The 20,219-nt window shown below is 65.4% G+C and carries 19 protein-coding genes; 14 read left to right on the top strand and 5 right to left on the bottom strand.

Annotation, left to right across the window (positions count from 1 at the left end; all coding sequences use genetic code 11):
* Positions 1–78 precede the first annotated feature (78 nt).
* From ACFSQT_RS13495 to ACFSQT_RS13465, 7 genes are all read left to right on the top strand, one after another.
* On the top strand, positions 79–1,119 hold the full coding sequence (locus ACFSQT_RS13495; RefSeq protein ID WP_379019289.1) for an ABC transporter substrate-binding protein: 1,041 nt from the start codon (positions 79–81) through the stop codon (positions 1,117–1,119).
* 83 nt (positions 1,120–1,202) lie between these two features.
* On the top strand, positions 1,203–2,288 hold the full coding sequence (locus ACFSQT_RS13490; RefSeq protein WP_379019438.1) for an ABC transporter ATP-binding protein: 1,086 nt from the start codon (positions 1,203–1,205) through the stop codon (positions 2,286–2,288).
* Complete coding sequence (locus ACFSQT_RS13485; protein WP_379019287.1) at positions 2,285–3,196, top strand: ABC transporter permease; 912 nt, start codon at positions 2,285–2,287, stop codon at positions 3,194–3,196. The genes ACFSQT_RS13490 and ACFSQT_RS13485 overlap by 4 nt, the downstream gene beginning before the upstream one ends.
* Positions 3,193–3,993, top strand: a complete 801-nt coding sequence (locus ACFSQT_RS13480; protein ID WP_379019285.1) for an ABC transporter permease — start codon at positions 3,193–3,195, stop codon at positions 3,991–3,993. Before ACFSQT_RS13485 ends, ACFSQT_RS13480 begins: the two co-directional genes overlap by 4 nt.
* 48 nt (positions 3,994–4,041) lie before the next feature.
* Entirely contained in the window at positions 4,042–5,628 is a 1,587-nt protein-coding gene (gene ggt / locus ACFSQT_RS13475) for a gamma-glutamyltransferase (RefSeq protein ID WP_379019283.1), read from the top strand.
* 90 nt (positions 5,629–5,718) lie between these two features.
* Positions 5,719–7,245, top strand: a complete 1,527-nt coding sequence (locus ACFSQT_RS13470) for an acyl--CoA ligase (RefSeq protein ID WP_379019281.1) — start codon at positions 5,719–5,721, stop codon at positions 7,243–7,245.
* 2 nt (positions 7,246–7,247) lie between these two features.
* Entirely contained in the window at positions 7,248–8,228 is a 981-nt protein-coding gene (locus ACFSQT_RS13465; protein WP_379019279.1) for a 2-dehydropantoate 2-reductase, read from the top strand.
* Positions 8,229–8,362: 134 nt separating this feature from the next.
* On the opposite strand, the gene ACFSQT_RS13460 is transcribed toward ACFSQT_RS13465, so the two are convergent.
* Both ACFSQT_RS13460 and ACFSQT_RS13455 read right to left on the bottom strand, forming a co-directional pair.
* Positions 8,363–8,851: a hypothetical protein gene (locus ACFSQT_RS13460; protein WP_379019277.1), complete on the bottom strand. Its 489-nt coding sequence runs from the start codon at positions 8,849–8,851 to the stop codon at positions 8,363–8,365.
* A 203-nt stretch (positions 8,852–9,054) separates the two neighbouring features.
* On the bottom strand, positions 9,055–9,924 hold the full coding sequence (locus ACFSQT_RS13455) for a helix-turn-helix domain-containing protein (RefSeq protein WP_379019275.1): 870 nt from the start codon (positions 9,922–9,924) through the stop codon (positions 9,055–9,057).
* A 93-nt stretch (positions 9,925–10,017) separates the two neighbouring features.
* On the opposite strand from ACFSQT_RS13455, the gene ACFSQT_RS13450 reads away from it, so the two are divergent.
* Complete coding sequence (locus tag ACFSQT_RS13450; protein WP_379019273.1) at positions 10,018–11,562, top strand: 4-hydroxyphenylacetate 3-hydroxylase N-terminal domain-containing protein; 1,545 nt, start codon at positions 10,018–10,020, stop codon at positions 11,560–11,562.
* 6 nt (positions 11,563–11,568) lie between these two features.
* The gene (locus tag ACFSQT_RS13445; RefSeq protein ID WP_379019271.1) at positions 11,569–12,078 is read left to right on the top strand and encodes a flavin reductase; all 510 of its coding nucleotides are present in this window, start codon (positions 11,569–11,571) and stop codon (positions 12,076–12,078) included.
* A gap of 326 nt (positions 12,079–12,404) precedes the next feature.
* Here the strand turns inward: ACFSQT_RS13445 and hpaR are convergent, their stop codons facing one another.
* A complete protein-coding gene (gene hpaR / locus ACFSQT_RS13440; RefSeq protein WP_379019436.1) occupies positions 12,405–12,800 on the bottom strand; it encodes a homoprotocatechuate degradation operon regulator HpaR in 396 nt (131 codons plus the stop codon).
* Positions 12,801–13,013: 213 nt separating this feature from the next.
* Here hpaR and ACFSQT_RS13435 point away from each other — a divergent pair, with 213 nt between their 5' ends.
* From ACFSQT_RS13435 to hpaH, 5 genes are all read left to right on the top strand, one after another.
* Entirely contained in the window at positions 13,014–13,400 is a 387-nt protein-coding gene (locus tag ACFSQT_RS13435) for a 5-carboxymethyl-2-hydroxymuconate Delta-isomerase (RefSeq protein WP_379019269.1), read from the top strand.
* Between the two features lie 11 nt (positions 13,401–13,411).
* Positions 13,412–14,929 carry a 5-carboxymethyl-2-hydroxymuconate semialdehyde dehydrogenase gene (gene hpaE, locus ACFSQT_RS13430; protein ID WP_379019267.1) on the top strand — a complete coding sequence of 506 codons (1,518 nt, stop codon included), beginning with the start codon at positions 13,412–13,414 and terminating at the stop codon, positions 14,927–14,929.
* A 14-nt stretch (positions 14,930–14,943) separates the two neighbouring features.
* The gene (hpaD, locus tag ACFSQT_RS13425; RefSeq protein ID WP_379019265.1) at positions 14,944–15,924 is read left to right on the top strand and encodes a 3,4-dihydroxyphenylacetate 2,3-dioxygenase; all 981 of its coding nucleotides are present in this window, start codon (positions 14,944–14,946) and stop codon (positions 15,922–15,924) included.
* Positions 15,925–16,156: 232 nt separating this feature from the next.
* Positions 16,157–17,029, top strand: a complete 873-nt coding sequence (locus ACFSQT_RS13420; RefSeq protein WP_379019263.1) for a fumarylacetoacetate hydrolase family protein — start codon at positions 16,157–16,159, stop codon at positions 17,027–17,029.
* Positions 17,026–17,832, top strand: coding sequence for a 2-oxo-hept-4-ene-1,7-dioate hydratase (gene hpaH, locus ACFSQT_RS13415; protein ID WP_379019261.1), 807 nt, complete (start codon positions 17,026–17,028; stop codon positions 17,830–17,832). The genes ACFSQT_RS13420 and hpaH overlap by 4 nt, the downstream gene beginning before the upstream one ends.
* Before the next feature lie 48 nt (positions 17,833–17,880).
* Here the strand turns inward: hpaH and ACFSQT_RS13410 are convergent, their stop codons facing one another.
* Together ACFSQT_RS13410 and ACFSQT_RS13405 are read right to left on the bottom strand one after the other, a co-directional pair.
* Positions 17,881–18,915 (bottom strand): phosphotransferase enzyme family protein, encoded by a 1,035-nt coding sequence (locus ACFSQT_RS13410; RefSeq protein WP_379019259.1) that lies wholly within the window; start codon positions 18,913–18,915, stop codon positions 17,881–17,883.
* On the bottom strand, positions 18,912–20,219 hold the full coding sequence (locus ACFSQT_RS13405) for an aminotransferase class III-fold pyridoxal phosphate-dependent enzyme (RefSeq protein WP_379019257.1): 1,308 nt from the start codon (positions 20,217–20,219) through the stop codon (positions 18,912–18,914). Before ACFSQT_RS13405 ends, ACFSQT_RS13410 begins: the two co-directional genes overlap by 4 nt.

The raw sequence follows: 20,219 nt of genomic DNA, 5'->3' as shown, positions 1-20,219 counted from the left end.
GCTAGGTTACACTCAAAATTGTATACAAGATAGCATGCGAAATCAAAAACAATGGGAACACCGGTTGGAGAGCCGAAAATGAACATGACCAGAAACGTTAGCGTTGTCGCGGTTGCCGCCCTCATGGCGTCGCTCGCGGCCCCCGCCATGGCGGGCGATACCATCACCGTCGCCTCATGGGGCGGCACCTACCAGGAGGCGGAGACCAAGGCGTTCTTCAAGCCGACCGCCGACGCGCTCGGCATCACCATCAAGGAAGACACCACCAACGGCCTCGACGACGTGCGGCTGCAGGTGAGCGGCAATGCCGTCAAATGGGACATCACCGAGCTGGGCGCCGACGAATGCGCGCGCGGCTCGAAGGAAGGCCTGTTCGAAAAGCTCGACTACGGCATCATCGACAAGAGCGGCATCAACCCGAAGCTGGTCCATGACGACTGGGTCGGCATTTCCTACACCTCGGTCGTGCTCATCTACCGGACCGATGTCTTCGGCGACAAGGGCCCGAAGACCTGGGCCGATTTCTGGAACGTGGAAAAATTTCCGGGACGGCGCGCGCTGAGCGGCAGCCAGGCGACCGAGACGCTGAGCGTCGCCGCGCTCGCCGAGGGCATCCCGATCGACAAGGTCTATCCGGTCGATATCGACGGCGCGTTGAAATCGGTCGACAAGATCCGCGGCCATGTCGACGCCTGGTGGACCTCCGGCGCCCAGGCCATGCAGCTGGTGAAGGATGGCGAAGTCGACATGGCGAGCATCTGGAACGGCCGCGCCGGCACCCTTAAGAAGTCAGGCGCGCCGGTCAGCTTCTCGTTCGACCAGGGTGTTCTCACCGCCGACTGCATGGTGATCCCCAAAGGCGCCAAGAACAAGGAAGCCGCGATGAAGGCGCTGGCGATGTTCGTCAGCCCGCAATTGCAGGCCAATCTGCCGCTCTATGTCGACAACGGCCCGGTGAACGAGAAGGCGTTCCAGACCGGCAAGATCCCGCAGGAGAGGATCAAGGACATCAATTCGGCGCCCGAAAACGTCAAGAAGCAGGTGCTGCAGGATGCCGAGTTCTGGCGCGACACTCTGGTGGAAGCGACGGAAAAGTTCAACAATCTGGTCCAGCAATAGGCTGCGACCGGAACTCAAAATCACGGCAGGGCGGCGCAACCGCTCGCCCTGCTTCTGCCGCCCCTGCCCAGGAGACGATGATCTTGTCCATTGCGCCATCCGCGCTGCCGATCGGCATGCGCCGGATCGAGAAACGATTTGGCAGCGTAGCGGTGCTGCGCGACCTCAACCTCGATGTCGAGGCCGGTGAGTTCCTGACGCTGCTGGGGCCTTCCGGCTCCGGAAAGACGACGCTGCTGATGATCCTGGCCGGTTTTGTGCGGGCCAATGGCGGCTCGATCAAGGTCGGTGACGACGAGATCATCACGACGCCGCCGCACAGGCGCAACATCGGCATGGTGTTCCAGAACTATGCGCTGTTTCCGCATATGAACGTCTTCCACAACATCGCCTTTCCGCTGAAGCAGCGCGGCGTCGCGGTCGCCGAGACGGCCGAGCGCGTCGCGAAGGCGCTGGATCTGGTCAAGCTGCAGGGCCTGGGCGAGCGCCGGGTCGACCAGCTCTCCGGCGGCCAGCGCCAGCGCGTGGCGCTGGCGCGCGCCATCGTCTTCGAGCCGCGCATCGTGCTGATGGACGAGCCCTTGTCGGCGCTCGACAAGGGCCTGCGCGAGCACATGCAGATCGAGCTGCGCGCCTTGCATCGCCGGCTCGGCATGACCACGGTCTATGTCACGCATGACCAGCGCGAAGCCATCACCATGTCGGACCGCATCGCGGTGATGAACGGCGGCCGCATCGAACAGCTCGACCGGCCCGAAATCCTCTACGCCACGCCAAAGACGCGGTTTGTAGCCGGCTTCATCGGTGAATCGAACTTTCTTCCGGTCGAATGCCGCAATGGTTCGGTCTGGTATGAGGACCGGCGGATCCATACCGCGGCGCCGGCGCCGGCGGCGGGCCAGCACCTGATGGTGGTGCGGCCGGAAAAGCTGCGGCTGCTCGCAAACGCCGAGCCGGCAAGCGGCGTCAATGTGCTCAATGCGACGCTCAGTGACATCATCTACCAGGGCGACAGCTTCGTCTGCTACGCGACGCTGCGCGACGGCCGCCAGCTGACGTTGCGCGACTATTGCCGCAGCGACGTGCTGGCCAGAATGCCCGCGCCCGGCCAGCCGATCAGCCTCGGCCTCGATGCGCAGGATACCATCCTGGTGGCATCAGACGGATGAACGCGCAATCCGCCTTCCCCGAACCTGCCGGCGATCTGAACGCGCAGTCGCTGCGCGCCGACGCGCGGCGCGAGTCGCTGCGGCTGCTGGCGTTGCTGTCGCCAAGCCTGTTCCTGGTCTTCGCCATCATCGTCGTGCCGATCGGCTGGCTGTTCTGGCTGTCGCTGTTCGACGAGGCCGGCACTTTCAGCGCGGCCAATTATGCGCGCTTCTTCGAGCAGGCCTCCTACATCAAGACCTTCGTCACCACCTTCAAGGTCGCTTTCATCGTCACAGGCGCCTGCGTCCTGCTCGGCTATCCCCTCGCCTACATGCTGTCGCAACTGCCGCGCCGGGCGGCGTCGATCTGCCTGATCTTCGTCATCCTGCCGTTCTGGACATCGGTTCTGGTGCGCACCTATGCCTGGCTGGTGATCCTGCAGCGCAAGGGCCTGATCAACAGCTGGCTGATCGACCTCGGCGTCATCAGCCAGCCGCTGTCGCTGGCCAACAACCTGTCGGGTGTCGTCATCGGCATGACGCACATATTGCTGCCATTCCTGGTGTTGCCGCTCTATGCCTCGATGAAGACCATCGATGGCGACTGCCTGCGCGCCGGGATGAACCTCGGCGCCGGCCCGGTCGCCACCTTCCGGCAGATCTTCTTTCCGCTGTCGCTGCCCGGCCTCGCCTCGGGCGTTGTCATCGTCTTCGTGCTGTGCCTGGGGTTCTTCGTCACGCCGGCGCTGATGGGCGGCGGCAAGGTGGTCATGTGGGCGATGCGCATGGAGCAGACCACCAGCCTCTATTCCAACTGGGGAGCCGGAGCGGCCCTTGGCGTGGTGCTGCTGGTGGTCACGCTGGCGCTTCTCGGCCTGTTCCAATGGCTGCTCGGCGCGCGCGCCACCGGTGTTTGGAGTTCGCGATGAGTGGAGATATCGGCCTGCCGATCTCGCACCGGCAACGTCTGTGGCTCTATGCGCTCAGCGGCCTCGTGCTTCTGTTCCTGATCGCGCCGTCGATCATCATCGTCATCATGTCGTTTTCGGATTCGACGCTGCTGCAATTCCCGCCGCAGCAATGGTCGCTGCGCTGGTACCAGACCTATTTCCAGTCGCTGGAGTGGCGCGACGCCACCATCGTCTCGGTCAAGGTGGCGATCATGACGACCTTGGTGGCGACGCCGCTCGGCACCGTCGCCGCCTATGCGATCAATCGGGGCACGCTGCGCTTCAACTGCACCATCAACGCGCTGCTGACGGCATCGCTGATCGTTCCGGTGATCCTGATCGGCATCGGCACCTTCTTCCTCTATGCGCGGATCGGGCTCAACAACACGCTGACCGGCCTGGTCATCGCGCACACGGTGCAGGCCTTGCCGCTGGTGGTGCTGACCGTGCTGTCGGGGCTTCGCTCCTACGACATGAACCAGGAACGCGTGGCGCGCAGCCTCGGTGCCGGGCGCGTCGCCGCGTTCTGGCAGGTGACGATGCCGCAAATCCGCTTCTCGATCGTCTCCGGCGCGCTGTTCGCCTTCATCACCTCCTTCGACGAAGTGGTGGTTTCGCTGTTCATATCGGGCGGCGAGACGACGACATTGACGCGCCGCATGTTCAATGCGCTGCGCGACCAGATCGACCCGACGATCGCCGCCATCTCGACCTGCCTGATCGTGCTGTCGGTCGTGCTGTTGTCGGTTGGGCAGATGTTCGGGCGGCGGCATTGATTTCGAGTGACCAATTCGCTTCAAGTGACCATGGGATACCCAGACAGAATGCGTGATTTCCAGTTTCCCGGCCGCTCGCCGGTTCGTGCCACGGAAGCGGTTGCCGCCACGTCGCACCCGCTTTCGACGCTTGCCGCGATCGACATGCTGCGCTCCGGCGGCAATGCCATGGATGCCGCGGTCTGCGCCGCCGCCGTGCAGGCGGTGGTCGAGCCGCAATCGACCGGCATCGGCGGCGATTGTTTCGTGCTCTACTGCCCGGCGGGACAAGGCGACGTGCTGGCCTTCAATGGCTCCGGCCGGGCGCCTGCCAAAGCGACGGTCGACTGGTATCTGGAAAAGGGCTTCGACCGCATCCCGCTGCAGGGCCCGCATGCGGTCACCGTGCCTGGTGCCGTCGATGCATGGACCCGATTGCTGGAGGACCATGGCCGCAAAGGCCTTGCCGATGCGCTGGCGCCGGCCATCCATTATGCCGAAAACGGTTATGTCGTGCATGACCGCGTCGCCTTCGACTGGGCCGAACCGGAAACCGACCTGTCGGCCGACGAGCATGCCGCGCGCATCTTCCTGCCGGGCGGCAAAGCGCCGAAGGCCGGTGACGTCCACCGGCAACCGGAACTGGCGGCCACCTTGCGGATCATCGCCAGGCAGGGCCGCGCCGGATTCTATGAAGGCGCCGTCGCCGACGATATCGTCAGCCGGCTCAATGCACTGGGTGGGCTTCATTCGCTCGAGGATTTCGCCGCGACCAAAGGCGACTATGTGGCGCCGGTCAGCACCTCCTATGGCGGCCACGACATTCACCAGATGCCGCCGAACAACCAGGGGCTGACGGCACTTTTGATGCTGAATGTGCTGTCGGGTTTCAAGCTCGGCGGGCTCGACCCCAATGGCGCCGAGCGCCTGCATCTGGAGATCGAGGCGGGACGGCTGGCCTATCGCGACCGCGACCGCTTCGTCGGCGACCAGGAGCATGTCCCGGTGCCGGTGAAGCAGCTTCTGTCCGCCGCCTATGCCGACCGGCTGCATGCCGAAATCGACCGCGAGCGCGCCATGATGCACCTGCCACGCCTCGACCTGCCCGGCAGCGACACGGTCTACATCTCCATTGTCGACCGCGACCGCAACGCGGTCTCCTTCATCAACTCGACCTATTATTCGTTCGGCAGCGGCGTCGTCGGCCCGAAGAGCGGCGTCGTGCTGCAGAACCGCGGCACGAGCTTCCGCCTCGACCCCGCGCACCCGAACGCGATCGCGCCCGGCAAGCGGCCGATGCACACGATCATGCCCGGCATGGCGACGAAGAACGGCCGCGTGGTGATGCCGTTCGGCGTGATGGGCGGCGGCTACCAGCCGTTCGGGCATGTCCACCTGCTGACCAACATGATCGACTTCGGCATGGACCCGCAACAGGCGCTGGATGCGCCCAGGGTGTTCTACAATGATGATATCGTGGAGGCCGAACGCAGCGTTTCCGCCGAGGCGGTCGAGGGCCTGCGCCGGCGCGGCCATCGCATCGCCGAACCGCATCACCCGCTGGGCGGCGGGCAAGCGGTGCTGATCGACTGGGAGAAGGGAACGCTGACCGGCGCCTCCGATCCGCGCAAGGACGGTTTGGCGCTTGGCTACTGAAGCGATCCGTTGTCCAATGGCGTATCCACATCGAGGCAAGCCCATCAGCCGAGCTTCCGCCAGTAGTCGTTCGAAATCCAGTCGGTGATCATGACCAATATTGCAAATCCCACAGAGCTTTCCCGCCGCCTCGTTGCAGGGGCGGATGATGCGCCGGCGATTTCGGCACCGGACAGGGCGACGCTCACGCATGGCGGGTTGCGCAGCCTGATCGCCACCACGGCCGCCGCGCTGCATGCGCGCGGCATCGGCCGGGGCGACAGGGTGGCTATCGTGCTGCCCAACGGTCCGGAGATGGCCACCGCCTTCGTCGCCGTGGCCGCGGCCGCCTCGACGGCGCCGCTCAATCCTGCCTACCGCGCGGACGAGCTCGATTTCTACCTGACCGACATCGGTGCCAAGGCGATCCTCGTTGCGCAGGACGAGACCGGACCGGCGGTGACGGTGGCCGAGCGGCTCGGCATCGGCGTGCTCCGGCTTGTCGCTTTGCCCGAGGCACCGGCCGGAAGTTTTACGATCGAGGGCGCGGCGATTGGGCCGCCGGCCGCGCCCGACATGGCGCGGGACGGCGACATCGCGCTGTTACTGCACACGTCCGGCACCACGTCGCGGCCCAAGCTGGTGCCGCTCAGCCATGCCAACATCGCGGCCTCGGCCGCCCATATCGGCGCGACGCTCGGCCTGATGGCCGATGACCGCTGCCTCAACATCATGCCGCTGTTCCACATCCACGGCCTGATCGCGGCCGTGCTCTCCTCATTGGCCGCCGGCGGCAGCATCTACTGCACGCCGGGCTTCAACGCGCTGCGCTTCTTCCAGTGGCTGAGCGAGGCGCGGCCGAGCTGGTACACGGCGGTGCCGACGATGCACCAGGCGATCCTGCCCAGGGCGGCACGCAACGCCGAGGCGCTGGCGGCAGCGCGTCTGCGCTTCATCCGCTCGTCCTCGGCATCGCTGCCGGCGCAGGTGATGGCCGAGCTGGAGGCGACCTTCGGCTGCCCGGTGATCGAATCCTACGGGATGACCGAGGCGGCGCACCAGATGGCGTCGAACCGGCTGCCGCCGGGCCAGCGCAAGCCGGGCAGCGTCGGTGCCTCCGCCGGACCGGAGGTGGCGGTGATGGCGCCGGACGGCCGATTGCTGAAAGCCGGCGAGACCGGCGAGATCGTCATTCGCGGACCCAATGTGACGGCAGGCTACGAGAAAAACCCGGACGCCAACGCCACGGCGTTCGCGCATGGCTGGTTCCACACCGGCGACCAGGGCGTGCTGGACGAGGACGGCTATTTGCGCGTTACCGGCCGGCTCAAGGAGATCATCAACCGCGGCGGCGAAAAGATCTCGCCGCTCGAGGTCGACGACGTGCTGATGGACCATCCGGCGGTGGCGCAGGTCGTCACCTTCGCCATGCCGCATGACAAGCTTGGCGAGGAGGTCGCGGCGGCAGTGGTGCTGCGCGAAGGCATGGCCGCCACCGAGGGTGATATCCGCGTCTATGCCGCGACGCGGCTCGCCGACTTCAAGGTGCCGCGCAAGGTCCTGATCCTGGACGAGATCCCCAAGGGCGCGACCGGCAAGCTGCAGCGCATCGGGCTTGCCGCCAAACTCGGACTTTGACGATGAAAATCACCATCTTCGGCGCCGGCGCGATCGGCGGCTATCTCGCCGCCAAGCTCGCCATGGCCGGCCGGACCGAGCTTTCGATCGTCGCGCGCGGCGCGCACCTGGAAGCGATCAAGGCAAATGGCCTGCGCCTGATCGAGGACTGCCAGGAATCGGTGGCTACTGTCCGGGCCGCCGCCAGGGCCGAAGAGCTTGGCGCCCAGGACTATGTGGTGCTGGCGCTGAAGGCGCATTCCCTCACCCCCGCGCTTGACCAGATCGCGCCGCTGCTTGGGCAGCACACCGCCGTCGTCACCATGCAGAACGGCGTTCCGTGGTGGTATTTCCATGACGTCGGCGGGCCGCTCGAAGGCACCAGGTTGAACGCGGTCGATCCCGGCGGCGCGATCTGGGAGCGGATCGGGCCACAGCGCGTCATCGGCTCGGTGGTCTACCCCGCCGTCGAAGTCGACGCGCCCGGCCTCATCCGTCATGTCGAGGGCAAACGCTTCTCGCTTGGCGAACCCTCGGGCGAGCGCAGCGAACGGGTCACGCGTCTGGCCGACGAGATGGTCAAGGCAGGCTTGCAGGTGCCGGTCCGCGACGACATCCGAAGCGAAATCTGGGTCAAGCTGTGGGGCAATCTCTCCTTCAACCCGATCTCGGCACTGACCGGCAGCACGCTGGCGGCGATCGTCGCCGATGAGGCGACCCGCACGCTTGCCCGCACCATGATGCTGGAGGCGCAGGCGATCGGTGAAAGCCTCGGCGTGCGCTTCCCGATCGCGGTCGACCGGCGCATCAAGGGCGCCGGCGATGTCGGAGAGCACAAGACCTCGATGCTGCAGGACCTGGAGCGGGGCCGGCCGATGGAGATCGACGCGCTGGTGAGCGCCGTGCAGGAACTTGGCCGGCTGACGGACAAGCCGACGCCCACCATCGATGCCGTGCTGGCGCTGGTGCGCCGGCTGGCGATCGAGCGCGGCTGCTATTCCTGAGCCGGACCGCCGCCGCCGCTGCAGGGCCAGCAGGGCCGACCATCCCCCAAAATGACAATACCCCGCAGCCAGCGCCCGGTGGGGCGAGGCATAGCCGCGTGCAACACCACTGCCTGCCATCGCTGTCTCGCCAGCTACCTGGCCGCCGGCCTTTGACTGCGTTGGCGGGCATAGGCAACACAGGCGTCCACCGTGCTGATGCAAAGCGCGTCGCGACTGTTCGGCAAATTGTTGTCGCCGGCGTAGGCAACTTCGGCGACGCGGCCATCGACCATGCGAATTTGCGTGTCGCAATAACCGCCGGGAGCGACATTGACGGAGCCGCCGACCGCCGGGATAGCGCCTACCGCCAGGGTTGGGACGACGACGCTGAGATTGCCGCGCTGAACGACGCGCTTATAGGTCCAGATCTGGCCCGATCGCCCAGTGTCCGCGGTGGCGGTTGGAAACCCCGCGCACATCCGAACGTCGGCTTCGCTGAGGCCGACCAACTCCTTGCGAGCCGCCGCCACGGTGGGGTCAACCTTGGCGATGCGCGACGTATCGTCGGGAATGACGCAGGAACACAAAACGCCGACGAAAAGAACTGGAAGGGCAAGCTTTCGAATACAGGAAAATGTCATACCGATTTGTCGGATTAGCGTGGTGCCCGCCGCTCCTTTTACCTAGGCAAACAGGCGAACGGATCAACCCGCGCAACTTCACGAAAAAGTGGCCATGGCTGCATCATGGCGGGCGACTGGCAGCCCAGCGCCGTGGCGCAAGCAGGCTCGCGCCGGGCGCTAGCCGCAAACAGGATGCGGGCCGTAAGGTCCGCATCCTCCGATCAATGCCCCTGCAACTGCTTGCGGCGCCAGGCGGCGGGCGCTTCGCCGACCCGGGCGCGGAAGACCCTTGAGAAATAGGCCGGATCGTCGAAGCCGATCTCGTAGGCGATGTCCTCGACCGTGCGCACTGTGAACAGCAGCAGCCGCTTGGCTTCCAGCAGCCGCCGCTCGCTGACCACCCGCTTGACGCCGCTGCCCAGCACGGCGCGGGCAGCCTTGTCGAGCAGATGCGGCGTCGTGGCCAGCGTCTCGACGTAGCGGTCGACCGGCCAGCTGTCGCGGAAATGCATATCGACGAGCCGACGCAGGCCGAGCGCCAGCGAAGCCTCGGAAGAGACCATGGAGTCCTTCACCTCAGGGCCGAGGCGGGCGATGTGGGAGAGCGCGACGGCAATCAGCGCCGGCAGGACCTTGTCGTTGCCGGCTGGCGCCTCGGCGTATTCGGCGGCGATCATCTCCAGCACCGCCGCCAGCCTTTTCCACGCGGCATGCCCCGGCAGGCCATCGGCAAAGACCGGCCTGTCCAGCGGCAGCAGGCTGTGACCGGCAATGGCGGCCAGGGCATCATCGGCGACGGACACGACAATCGCGTCGGTGCCGGGCCCGATCGAGAAGCCATGCACGACATTGCTCGGCACGAAGCTGACGGCGGGTGCCGAAAAGTCCCAGGACCGGTCCTCGATACGGTAGGTGCCGGAGCCGCCGGTCCAGAAGGTGATCTGGCCCATCTGCGGATGCTTGTGCGCGGCGACCTGGCCAAGATGGATATTGCTGCGCGCAAGCACCGTCTCGACATGCAGGAAACCGACATCGAGCGGCCGCACCGGCTCGCCGTAGACGAAGAAGTCGGGGATGGAATTCTGGCTCATGGCGCCGGAAAAAGTCCAATCGGTTTTGCCGTTCCGTCCATAACCGATCCCTGGCCCAGGCGCTACAGTTGTCGCCGCAAGAGGAGGAACATCATGCGGTCAGAAGACTTCCGAGCCGACAAGGGGCGCCCGTTCACCGGAGCCGAGTATCTGGAGAGCCTGCGCGACGACCGCGAGGTCTATATCAACGGTGAACGCATAGCCGACGTCACCACGCACCCGGCGATGCGCAATTCGGCGCGGTCTCTGGCGCGCCTCTATGACGCCCTGCATGACGCCAGGCGGGGCGATGCGCTGACCTCGCCGACCGACACCGGCTCGGGCGGCTACACCCACAAATATTTTCGCGTTGCCAAGTCCTCCGCCGAGCTTGTCGCCCAGCAGACGGCGATCGCCCAGTGGTCACGCATGTCCTATGGCTGGATGGGACGCACGCCCGACTACAAGGCGGCGCTGATGAACACGCTCGGCGCCAATGCCGACTGGTATGGGCCGTTCAAGGACAACGCGCTGTCGTGGCACAGCAGAGCCCAGGAAGCGGCGCTGTTCATGAACCACGCCATCGTCAACCCGCCGATCGACCGCCACAAGCCGGCCGAACAGGTGAAGGACGTCTTCGTCCACATCACCAAGGAGACCGATGCCGGCATCTATGTGTCCGGTGCCAAGGTGGTGGCGACGTCCTCGGCGCTGACCCACTATAATTTCCTGGCACAAGGCTCGGCGACGGTGACCGAGGATCCGTCGCTGTCGGTGATGTTCATCGTGCCGATGAATGCGCCGGGGATAAAGATGTTCTGCCGCGTCTCCTACGAGCAGACGGCCAACACGGTGGCGGCACCCTTCGACTATCCGCTGTCCTCGCGCTTCGACGAGAACGACGCGATCCTGGTGCTCGACAATGTCTTCATCCCCTGGGAGGACGTGCTGGTGCTGCGCGACGCGCAAAAGATCCTGTCGTTCCACCCGGCCTCCGGCTTCATGCACGGCTATTGTTTCCAGGGCTGCACGCGTTTCGCCGTCAAGCTCGACTTCCTCGCCGGCCTGCTGGCCAAGGCGCTGCGCGCCACCGGCGGCGACGCCTTCCGCGGCAACCAGGCAGCGCTGGGCGAGGTCATCGCGCTGCGGCACATGTTCTGGAGCTTTTCCAATGCCATGGCCTACAACCCGATCCCGTGGGCGAACGGCGCGGTGCTACCGAATCTCGAAGCGGCGCTTGCCTACCGGACCTTCATGTCGGAAGCCTATCCGCGCGTCATCGACACCGTGCGCCGGGTGATCGCGTCGGGGCTGATCTACCTGCCGTCGTCGGTGCGCGACTTCAACAATCCCGAGATCGACAAGTATCTCGCGCAATATGTGCGCGGCTCCAACGACATGGGCCATATCGAGCGCATCAAGATCATGAAGCTGTTGTGGGACGCGACCGGCACCGAGTTCGGCGGCCGCCACGCGCTCTACGAGCTCAACTATGCCGGGGCGCCGGAAGAGGTGCGGCTGCAGGTGCTGAAGGGCGCCGAACGCGGCGGCCGGCTGAAGGCGATGGAAGAGCTGGTCGACACCTGCATGGCCGACTATGACGAGGATGGCTGGACCGGCGATACCTGGTTCAATCCGCTTGCTTCGCCGGCTGAGTGAAACCAGATGGCCACGCAGATTTCGAAAGCCGATTTCCGCGACGCCATGGCGAGGGTCTGCGCGCCGGTCAACATCGTCACCACCGACGGTCCGGCGGGACGCGGCGGCTTCACCGCCACCGCCATGTGCAGCGTCTCCGACGAACCGCCGACGCTGCTGGTGTGCATGAACGGGCGTTCGGCGCAGGCGACCATGTTCCTGTCCAACCGGCGCTTCTGCGTCAACGTGCTGACGCATGACCACATGCATCTGGCGGGAAAGTTCGCCGGGGCCACCAGGGACATGGAAGCCCGCTACTCGGCGGCGCGCTGGCAGACGCTGACCTCCGGCACGCCGGCGCTGTCGGATGCGATCGTCAATTTCGATTGCGAGATCGAGGATGTGCATGTCGTCGGCACGCACAATGTCATGATCGGACGCGTCATCGACGTCAGGCACGGCAGCGGCGGTTCGGCGCTGCTCTATGTCGACCGCAACTATACGCAGCCGACGCGGCTTGGCAGCTTTGGCGGGTGAAGGCGGATCTGGTGTCGTTGCACAAACATTCGGGATTGGCCGAAGCCTCCCCGACTTCGTCATCCCTGGGCGAAGCAGGAGCGAAGCTCCGTCGCGGAGACCCTGGGATCCATGCCGGGACCTCGACCGAAGAATGCAGCGGAGCAGAATTCTGCACCGTGGCGGCGCTCAGGAGTCCCGGCATGGATCCTCGGGTCTGCGCCGCGTCGCTTCGCTCCTTGCTCCGCCCGTGGATGACGAAGTGATGGGCGTTGCGGCTAATCGCAAAGGCGGTCGGCTAACGCAAGCGACCATGGAAAGTTCTGCTGCGACGAACCGGAGAGCGGTCAGCTCTCGCCGTCGATCAGCGTCTCCAGCAGGTCGAGCAATTGCTCAAGCCGCTCATGCCCGAAGCGCTGTTCGATCTCGTCATAGATGACGCGCCGCTCGGGCGAGAGGGCATCGATCAGGGCGGAACCGGCCGGAGCTATGGTCAGCACGACGCGGCGGCCATCGCCCTCAGCCTTGTTGCGGGTGATGAACCGGCGCCCCTCGAGTGCCTTGATGATGCGCGTCAGGCTGGGCGGCAACACCGATGCGCGATCGGCAAGCTCCGTCGCCTCGACCGGGCCGGTCTCGCTCAGCACGCGCAGCACGCGCCATTGCTGTTCGGTCACGTCATGCGCCGCGAGCATCGGCCGAAACCGCGCCATCACCGCTTCGCGGGCGTGCAGCAGCGCCATTGGCAGGGAACGACGGGTGTTTTCAGGCAGCAAGAAGAAGTGTCCACTATTTGCGGTTGGCAGCAGGCTTTCGGCCCAGCATCGGCGGCGCCAAAACCCGACCTTTCCATCCCGTATCGTCGCACCAAGCCCGATGCAAGACTTGACTTCACGGGTGCCGCATGTAATTAACGCGTTAACTACAACAATGCAGTAATCCAGGAACGAAACGCGGTGCCTCACTTCTCCATCGAGTATTCGGCAAATCTCGATGCCAGGGTCGACATCGGCGAGTTGTGCGCGCTGGTGTTGCGCACCGTGCTGGACACCGGGCTGTTCGAGACCGGTGCCGTGCGGGTGCGGGCTTTTCGCGCCGAGGCCTACGCCGTGGCCGACAGGCTGCCGGAAAATGCCTTCCTCGACATGTCGTTTCGCATCGGAATCGGGCGCAGCGCGGAGGAGAAGAAGCGCACCGGCGAAGCCGTCTTCTCCGCGGTGAGCGAACACCTTGCCGCGCTGTTCGAGACGCCGCATTTCGCCCTGTCGCTTGAGATCCGGGAAATCGACCCGGTGCTGAGCTGGAAGAAAAACGCAATCCACCCGCGGCTGCGCGGCAAGTGACGGAAGCTGATATGTCCGATCTCGAAGGCAATCTGAAGAAGGCCGAGGCCTATCTGGCTCGCTTCAAGCGCGACGGCGTGTTGAACCAGATCGGCGGCGAAGCGGTGCCCGCACTCGACGGCGCGACGTTCGAAACGCTGTCGCCGGTCGACCTCAAGCCGCTGGCGAGCGTCGCGCGCGGCGGTGCCGCCGACATCGACCGCGCCGCCAGGGCGGCGAAGGCGGCGTTTCCGGCCTGGGCAGCGATGCCGGGCGAGGCGCGCAAGAAACTCTTGCACAAAATAGCCGACGCGATCGAGGCGCGCGCCGAGGAGATCGCCTTCGTCGAATGCATGGACACCGGCCAGGCGCTGAAGTTCATGGCCAAGGCGGCGTTGCGGGGTGCCGAGAATTTCCGCTTCTTCGCCGACCGTGCGCCCGAGGCACGCGACGGCGAGACGCTGCGCACCACAGGCCAGGTCAATATGACCACACGGGTGCCGATCGGCCCGGTCGGCGTGATCACGCCGTGGAACACGCCGTTCATGCTGTCGACCTGGAAGATCGCGCCGGCGCTAGCCTCCGGCTGCACCGTGGTTCATAAGCCGGCTGAGTTCTCGCCGCTGACCGCCCGCCTGCTGGTCGAGATCGCTGAAGAGGCCGGGCTGCCGAAAGGCGTCTGGAACCTGGTCAACGGCCTCGGCGAGGACGCCGGCAAGGCGCTGACCGAGCATCCTGATATCAAGGCGATCGGCTTCGTCGGCGAAAGCCGCACCGGCTCGATGATCATGCGCCAAGGTGCCGACACACTGAAGCGCGTGCATTTCGAGCTCGGCGGCAAGAACCCGGTGATCGTCTTTGCCGACGCCGATCTCGAGCGCGCGGCGGACGCCGCCGTTTTCATGATCTATTCGCTGAACGGAGAGCGCTGCACCTCGTCGTCACGCCTGCTGGTCGAGGCCTCGGTCTATGAAGGCTTCACCGCCAAGGTCGCCGAAAGGGCAAATCGCATTGTCGTCGGCCACCCGCTCGATCCGAAAACGGTGGTTGGGCCGCTGATCCATCCGGTGCATGAGAAGAAGGTGCTGTCCTATATCGACATCGGCAAATCGGAGGGCGCGACGCTCGCCGCCGGCGGCGGCAAGGTCGACGGGCCGGGCGGCGGCTGCTATGTCGGCCCGACCCTGTTCACCAACGTCTCCAACGGCATGCGCATCGCGCAGGAGGAGATATTCGGGCCGGTGCTGAGCGCCATTCCGTTCGCCGACGAGACCGAAGCGCTGGCATTGGCCAACGACACGCAGTACGGCCTGACCGGCTATCTCTGGACGTCGGACGTCATCAGGGCTTTCCGCTTCACCGATGCGCTGGACGCCGGCATGATCTGGGTCAATTCCGAGAATGTGCGCCATTTGCCGACCCCATTCGGCGGCGTCAAGAATTCCGGCATCGGCCGCGACGGCGGCGACCATTCCTTCGACTTCTACATGGAGACGAAGAACATAGCCTTCGCCACGACCGCGCATGCGATCCAGAAACTCGGCGGCTGATCAGAGGAAATCAAATGCCCTTGCCCAAGCCCAATCTCTACCCTGAGTTCAACATCGTGCGGCTCAGCCATGTCGAGCTGGCGGTGACCGACCTCGCCAGGTCGCGCGCCTTCTATGTCGACACGCTCGGCCTGCAGGTCACCGACGAGACGTCAGACAGCATCTATCTCAGGGCGCTGGAGGAGCGCGGGCACCATTGCATCGTGCTGAAGAAGGCTGGCGCGGCCGAAGCGCACGATCTCGGCTTCAAGCTGTTTTCCGAGGAGGATCTCGACAAGGCCGAGCACTTCTTCAACGGCAAAGGCCTGCCGGTGGAATGGGTCGAGCGGCCCTACCAGTCGCGCACCTTCCGCACCCGCGATCCGCACGGCATTCCGCTCGAATTCTATGCTGAGATGGAGCGGCTGCCGCCGATCCACCAGAAATACGCGCTCTATCACGGCGTCAAGCCGCTGCGCATCGACCACTTCAACTGCTTTTCGCCGAATGTCGACGAATCCGTCGCCTTCTACAACGAGCTCGGCTTCCGCGTCACCGAATACACCGAGGATGCCAGCAGCGGAAAGCTGTGGGCGGCGTGGACGCACCGCAAGGGCGGCGTCCACGACATCGCCTTCACTAATGGCATCGGACCGCGCCTGCACCACGTCGCCTTCTGGGTGCCGACGCCGCTCAACATCATCGACCTGCTCGACCTGATGGCGACGACCGGCTACCTCCCGAACATCGAACGCGGCCCCGGCCGGCACGGCATCTCCAACGCTTTCTTCCTCTACGTCCGCGACCCGGACAACCATCGCATCGAGATCTACTGCTCGGACTACCAGACGGTCGATCCGGATCTCGAGCCGATCAAATGGGACCTCAAGGACCCGCAGCGCCAGACGCTGTGGGGCGCGCCGGCGCCCAAAAGCTGGTTCGAGGAGGGTAGCGCATTTGCCGGGGTTGCGGCGCGTCAGCCGGATCTGACAGCTTCGCCGATCATCGCGCCTTGATGAGATTTGATCGATGACGGCATTCCTTCGCGCCCCCCTCTGTCCTGCCGGACATCTCCCCCACGAGGGGGGAGATTGGACTTCATCTCCGCCTTCGCCAATCTCCAACGCTGCAAGAAGAGCGCCATCCGTCCGAGCTGCCAATCTCCCCCCGTGTAGGGGAGATGTCCGGCAGGACAGAGGGGGGGCGCCGTAAAGCTCCAGGCCAGCAGAAGCCGACCGGCGGTGCAGCATGACCCCGCCACGATTGGCCACCTTCATCGTCGGCGGCAAGGCGCGCTATGGCGCGATCACCGGCAAGGGCGTCGTCGACCTGTCGGCCCGCCATGGCCAGTGGCCGACGCTACGCGAAGTGATCGAAGCCGGCGCCTTGCGGCGGCTGGCGGAAGAGGCGGACGCCTTTGCCGCCGATTTTCCGCTCGACGCCATCGCCTATGACATCCCGATCCCGTCACCGGAAAAGATCATCTGCGTCGGCGTCAACTATCCCGACCGCAACGAGGAGTACAAGGACGGCCAGGCAGCCCCCTCGAACCCGTCGCTGTTCATCCGCTTTCCCCGCTCCTTCGTCGGCCACGGCGCGCCGCTGGTGCGGCCTCCGGAATCACCGCAGCTCGACTATGAGGGCGAGATCGTCATCGTCATCGGCAAGGCCGGCCGGCGCATCGCGCAAGCCGACGCGCTCGGCCACATCGCGGCGCTGTCGCTGTGCAACGAGGGCACCATCCGCGACTGGGTGCGGCATGCCAAGTTCAACGTCACGCAAGGCAAGAATTTCGACCGCAGCGGCTCGATCGGCCCCTGGCTGGTGCCGTTCACCGATGAGGCGCAGATTGCCGACATCGCACTGACCACCCGCGTCAATGGCGAGCTGCGCCAACAGGACCGCACCAGCCGGATGATCTTCTCGTTCCGCAAGATTATCGCCTACATCTCGACCTTCACCACGCTGGTGCCCGGCGACGTCATCGTCACCGGCACGCCAACCGGTGCCGGCGCCCGCTTCGAACCGCCGATCTGGCTGAAGCCGGGCGATGTGATCGAGGTCGAGGCCGAAGGCATTGGCCTGCTGCGAAACGGCGTCGTCGACGAGGGAGCCCAATGACCCCGGAGCAAGTGGAAGACGCCGCGGCGCGGCTGTTCGAGGCCGAGCGCTCGCGCCGCCAGATCCGCCTGCTCAGCCTCGACTTCCCCGAGGCGACGATGGAGGACGCCTATCGCGTGCAGGCGGCGCTGGTGAGACGCAAGATCGCTGCCGGGCTGAAGCCGAAGGGCTGGAAGATCGGCCTGACCTCCAAGGCGATGCAATATGCGCTGGCCATCGACACGCCGGATTCGGGCGTGCTGTTCGACGACATGTTCTTCAACGATGGCGCGACGGTTCCGGCCGGCCGCTTCATCCAGCCGCGTGTCGAGGCCGAGATCGCCTTCGTCATGAAGGCGCCGTTGAAGGGTCCCGGCGTGACCATCTTCGACGTGCTCGACGCCACCGACTACATCACCCCGGCGCTCGAAATCCTCGACACGCGCATCGAGCGCGTCAATGCGGAGACGAAGAAAGCGCGCACCTTCTTCGACACGATTTCCGACAATGCCGCCAATGCCGGCATCGTCATCGGCGGCAGGCCGCAGCGGCCCGAGGAGGCCGACATGCGCTGGATCGGCGCCATCGTCTCACGCAACGCCGAGGTCGAGGAGACCGGGCTTGGCGCCGGCGTGCTCAACCATCCGGCGATGGGCGTTGCCTGGCTGGCCGACAGGCTCGCCCGCTACGGCCTGTCGATCGCGGCCGGCGAGGTGGTGCTGTCGGGATCCTTCGTGCGCCCCGTCGAGGCGCGGCCCGGCGACACCATCGTCGCCGATTTCGGCAGTTCGGGCACGGTCAGCATTCACTTCGCCTCGTTTTGACACAATTCCCAAGGGAAAGCGCTATGCGCTTTTCCCGGGAAAACCGCGTCACGCTTTTCCTGGGATTGCTTTGAGATAGGCAATCACCACATCGGCTGCGATGGCCGACATGCGCATGCCGACGTCCCTGGTGATGTCGCCTTCGACACGGCTCTGCACCCATCCGAGAAGAGCGAAGGCACGCAATGCCGAAAACAGCGGCAATGCGGCGATGTCCCGCGGCGTCAGCTCGCGTACCTGCCGATAGCCGTCGAGCAGGGCGGTCTCGATCAGCGGATAGGTCGCCTCCTCGCGGTTCTGATAGAGGGCGACGGCAAGGTCGTACATGTGCCAGCCATAGCCGCAATCGTCGAAGTCGATGATGCGGATCCCGCCCTCATGCACGAGCACATTCTCGCGCACCAGATCGGCGTGGATGATGCCGAAATTGCGGGTGCTGCGTTCATGCCCCGACAGCGCCATCATGGCCTTTTCGCGCGCCTGGAAAACCAACGCGCGGCGGGAGCCGTCGAGGAAGGGAGAGGTCTCGAAACGGCCCCAGGTCGGGTTCGGGCCGAAGAAGCCGTCGAAATCCCAGGCATGGCGGGTGAAGCCGGCGGGCGGCGTCCAGGCGGCGGCGACATTGTGCATATGGGCGATGGTTCGCCCGATCGCCGTGAAGACCCGTGTTGCCTGCTCGGGCGTATAGTCGAGCGGCACGCCTCGCGCCCCGACGGCGCGGCCTTCAAGCCAGGAGAGACAATCGACCTGGCGCGGCGGCGCCGATGTGCCGGTGCCGACCGGCACGAACAGATCGCCGCTCAGCGCGGCAATGGGGGACGGCGTGGCGACCCCCGCCGATTGCAGGAAGGCCATCCATTGCAGTTCCGAGCGCAGCGCGGCGTCGGAATGGTAGCCGGCCCGGTGGATGCGCATGGCCGTCGGTTGTCCATTGGGCAGACGGACCCGGAACACGGCATTCTCGCGGTATTTCAGCAGCTCGGGCTGACCGTCGCTGACGCCCCAATATGCGAGCGCGCGTCGCGCCAGTTTGGTGACGGTGGCGGCGTCCTCCGGTTCAGGCGACGTGGAAACAGCGTTCACGCCGGCACTCCACCGACTTCGTCAAGCACCTCGTCGAGCACGCCGATCAGGAAGGCGGCATTGTCGCGGGAAAACGGCATCGGCGGGCGGATCTTCAGCACATTGCCGTGGATGCCGGTCTTGCCCATCAGCACGCCACGATGGCGCATCCGGTTGGCGACTTGCTCGGCAATGCCGGGCGCCGGCTCGCGCGTCTCGCGGTCGTGAACCAGCTCGGCGCCGAAGAACAGTCCCGCGCCCCTGACTTCGCCGATGCATTCGTGGCGATCGGCCAGCGGGCGCAACAGCCCGAGCGCATAGGCGCCGACGTCGCGTGCGTTGGCGATGAGGTTCTCCTGTTCCAGAACATCGAGAACGGCATTGGCCACCACGCAGGAAACCGGGTTGCCACCAAACGTGTTGAAGTAGCGGAAGGCGTTGCGGAAGGTCGCCAAAAGGTCGCTGGTGGTGACCACGGCGGCGACCGGGTGACCGTTGCCCATCGGCTTGCCCATGGTGACGATGTCGGGAATGAAGCCGGCGCGCTGATGGCCCCAGAAATGGCTGCCGGTGCGACCGAAGCCGGGCTGCACCTCGTCGGCGATGACCAGGCCGCCGGCTTCGCGCACCGCCGCCACGGCATCATCGAAAAATCCAGCGGGAAGCGCCGGGAAGCCTTCATTGGCGAGCAGCGGACACAGGATGATGCCGGACAGGCCGATGCCGTCCTGCTCGAGCAAGGCGATGGCTTCGCGCACCGCGTCGCCAAAAGCCTTGCCGTTGGCCATTGCGTCCGGATGGCGATAGCTGTCGGGCGCCGGCACCAGCCTGACGTGGCGGGCGCGGCCGCCGACCGGCGGCATGCGCGTGCTGAGCTGCGAAACGGCGGAAGTGTTGCCGTGATAGGTGGCGTCGGTGGCGATGATGCCCATGCGGCCGGTGGCGGCCTGCGCCATGCGCAGCGCGATGTCGTTGGCCTCGCTGCCGGTGCAGGTCAGGATGGCGGTGGACAGGCTGGCATCGAAGGTCGCGGTCAGCCGCTCGACATAGTCGAGGATGGCGGTGTGCAGGTAACGCGTGTGGGTGTTGAGCAGGCTTGCCTGCCGGCACAGGGCCTCGACCACATGCGGGTGGCAGTGGCCGACATGCGCGACATTGTTGTAGGCATCGAGATATTTGCGGCCGTCGGCATCGTAGAGCCAGACGCCTTCGCCGCGCACCAGATGCACGGGCTCGTCATAGAACAATTGCGATTTCGCGCCGAGCAGGCGGGAACGTCGGCCAACCAGCGCCTCCCCGGCCATCTTTTCCTGCGAATAAGCCAT

This window comes from Mesorhizobium calcicola, assembly GCF_042682105.1.
Lineage (GTDB): Bacteria > Pseudomonadota > Alphaproteobacteria > Rhizobiales > Rhizobiaceae > Mesorhizobium > Mesorhizobium calcicola.
Note: the sequence above shows the minus strand (reverse complement) of the source record. Positions and strands in the feature narration are given on the sequence as shown.

Coding starts and splice junctions, on each gene's coding strand:
- ACFSQT_RS13460 (WP_379019277.1), bottom strand. CDS start 8,851: ATGACATTTTCCTGTATTCGAAAGCTTGCCCTTCCAGTTCTTTTCGTC.
- hpaE (WP_379019267.1), top strand. CDS start 13,412: ATGTCCGATCTCGAAGGCAATCTGAAGAAGGCCGAGGCCTATCTGGCT.
- hpaD (WP_379019265.1), top strand. CDS start 14,944: ATGCCCTTGCCCAAGCCCAATCTCTACCCTGAGTTCAACATCGTGCGG.
- ACFSQT_RS13485 (WP_379019287.1), top strand. CDS start 2,285: ATGAACGCGCAATCCGCCTTCCCCGAACCTGCCGGCGATCTGAACGCG.
- ACFSQT_RS13450 (WP_379019273.1), top strand. CDS start 10,018: ATGCGGTCAGAAGACTTCCGAGCCGACAAGGGGCGCCCGTTCACCGGA.
- hpaR (WP_379019436.1), bottom strand. CDS start 12,800: ATGGCGCTGCTGCACGCCCGCGAAGCGGTGATGGCGCGGTTTCGGCCG.
- ACFSQT_RS13465 (WP_379019279.1), top strand. CDS start 7,248: ATGAAAATCACCATCTTCGGCGCCGGCGCGATCGGCGGCTATCTCGCC.
- ACFSQT_RS13405 (WP_379019257.1), bottom strand. CDS start 20,219: ATGGCTTATTCGCAGGAAAAGATGGCCGGGGAGGCGCTGGTTGGCCGA.
- ACFSQT_RS13420 (WP_379019263.1), top strand. CDS start 16,157: ATGACCCCGCCACGATTGGCCACCTTCATCGTCGGCGGCAAGGCGCGC.
- ACFSQT_RS13455 (WP_379019275.1), bottom strand. CDS start 9,924: ATGAGCCAGAATTCCATCCCCGACTTCTTCGTCTACGGCGAGCCGGTG.
- ACFSQT_RS13480 (WP_379019285.1), top strand. CDS start 3,193: ATGAGTGGAGATATCGGCCTGCCGATCTCGCACCGGCAACGTCTGTGG.
- hpaH (WP_379019261.1), top strand. CDS start 17,026: ATGACCCCGGAGCAAGTGGAAGACGCCGCGGCGCGGCTGTTCGAGGCC.
- ggt (WP_379019283.1), top strand. CDS start 4,042: ATGCGTGATTTCCAGTTTCCCGGCCGCTCGCCGGTTCGTGCCACGGAA.
- ACFSQT_RS13470 (WP_379019281.1), top strand. CDS start 5,719: ATGACCAATATTGCAAATCCCACAGAGCTTTCCCGCCGCCTCGTTGCA.
- ACFSQT_RS13445 (WP_379019271.1), top strand. CDS start 11,569: ATGGCCACGCAGATTTCGAAAGCCGATTTCCGCGACGCCATGGCGAGG.
- ACFSQT_RS13495 (WP_379019289.1), top strand. CDS start 79: ATGAACATGACCAGAAACGTTAGCGTTGTCGCGGTTGCCGCCCTCATG.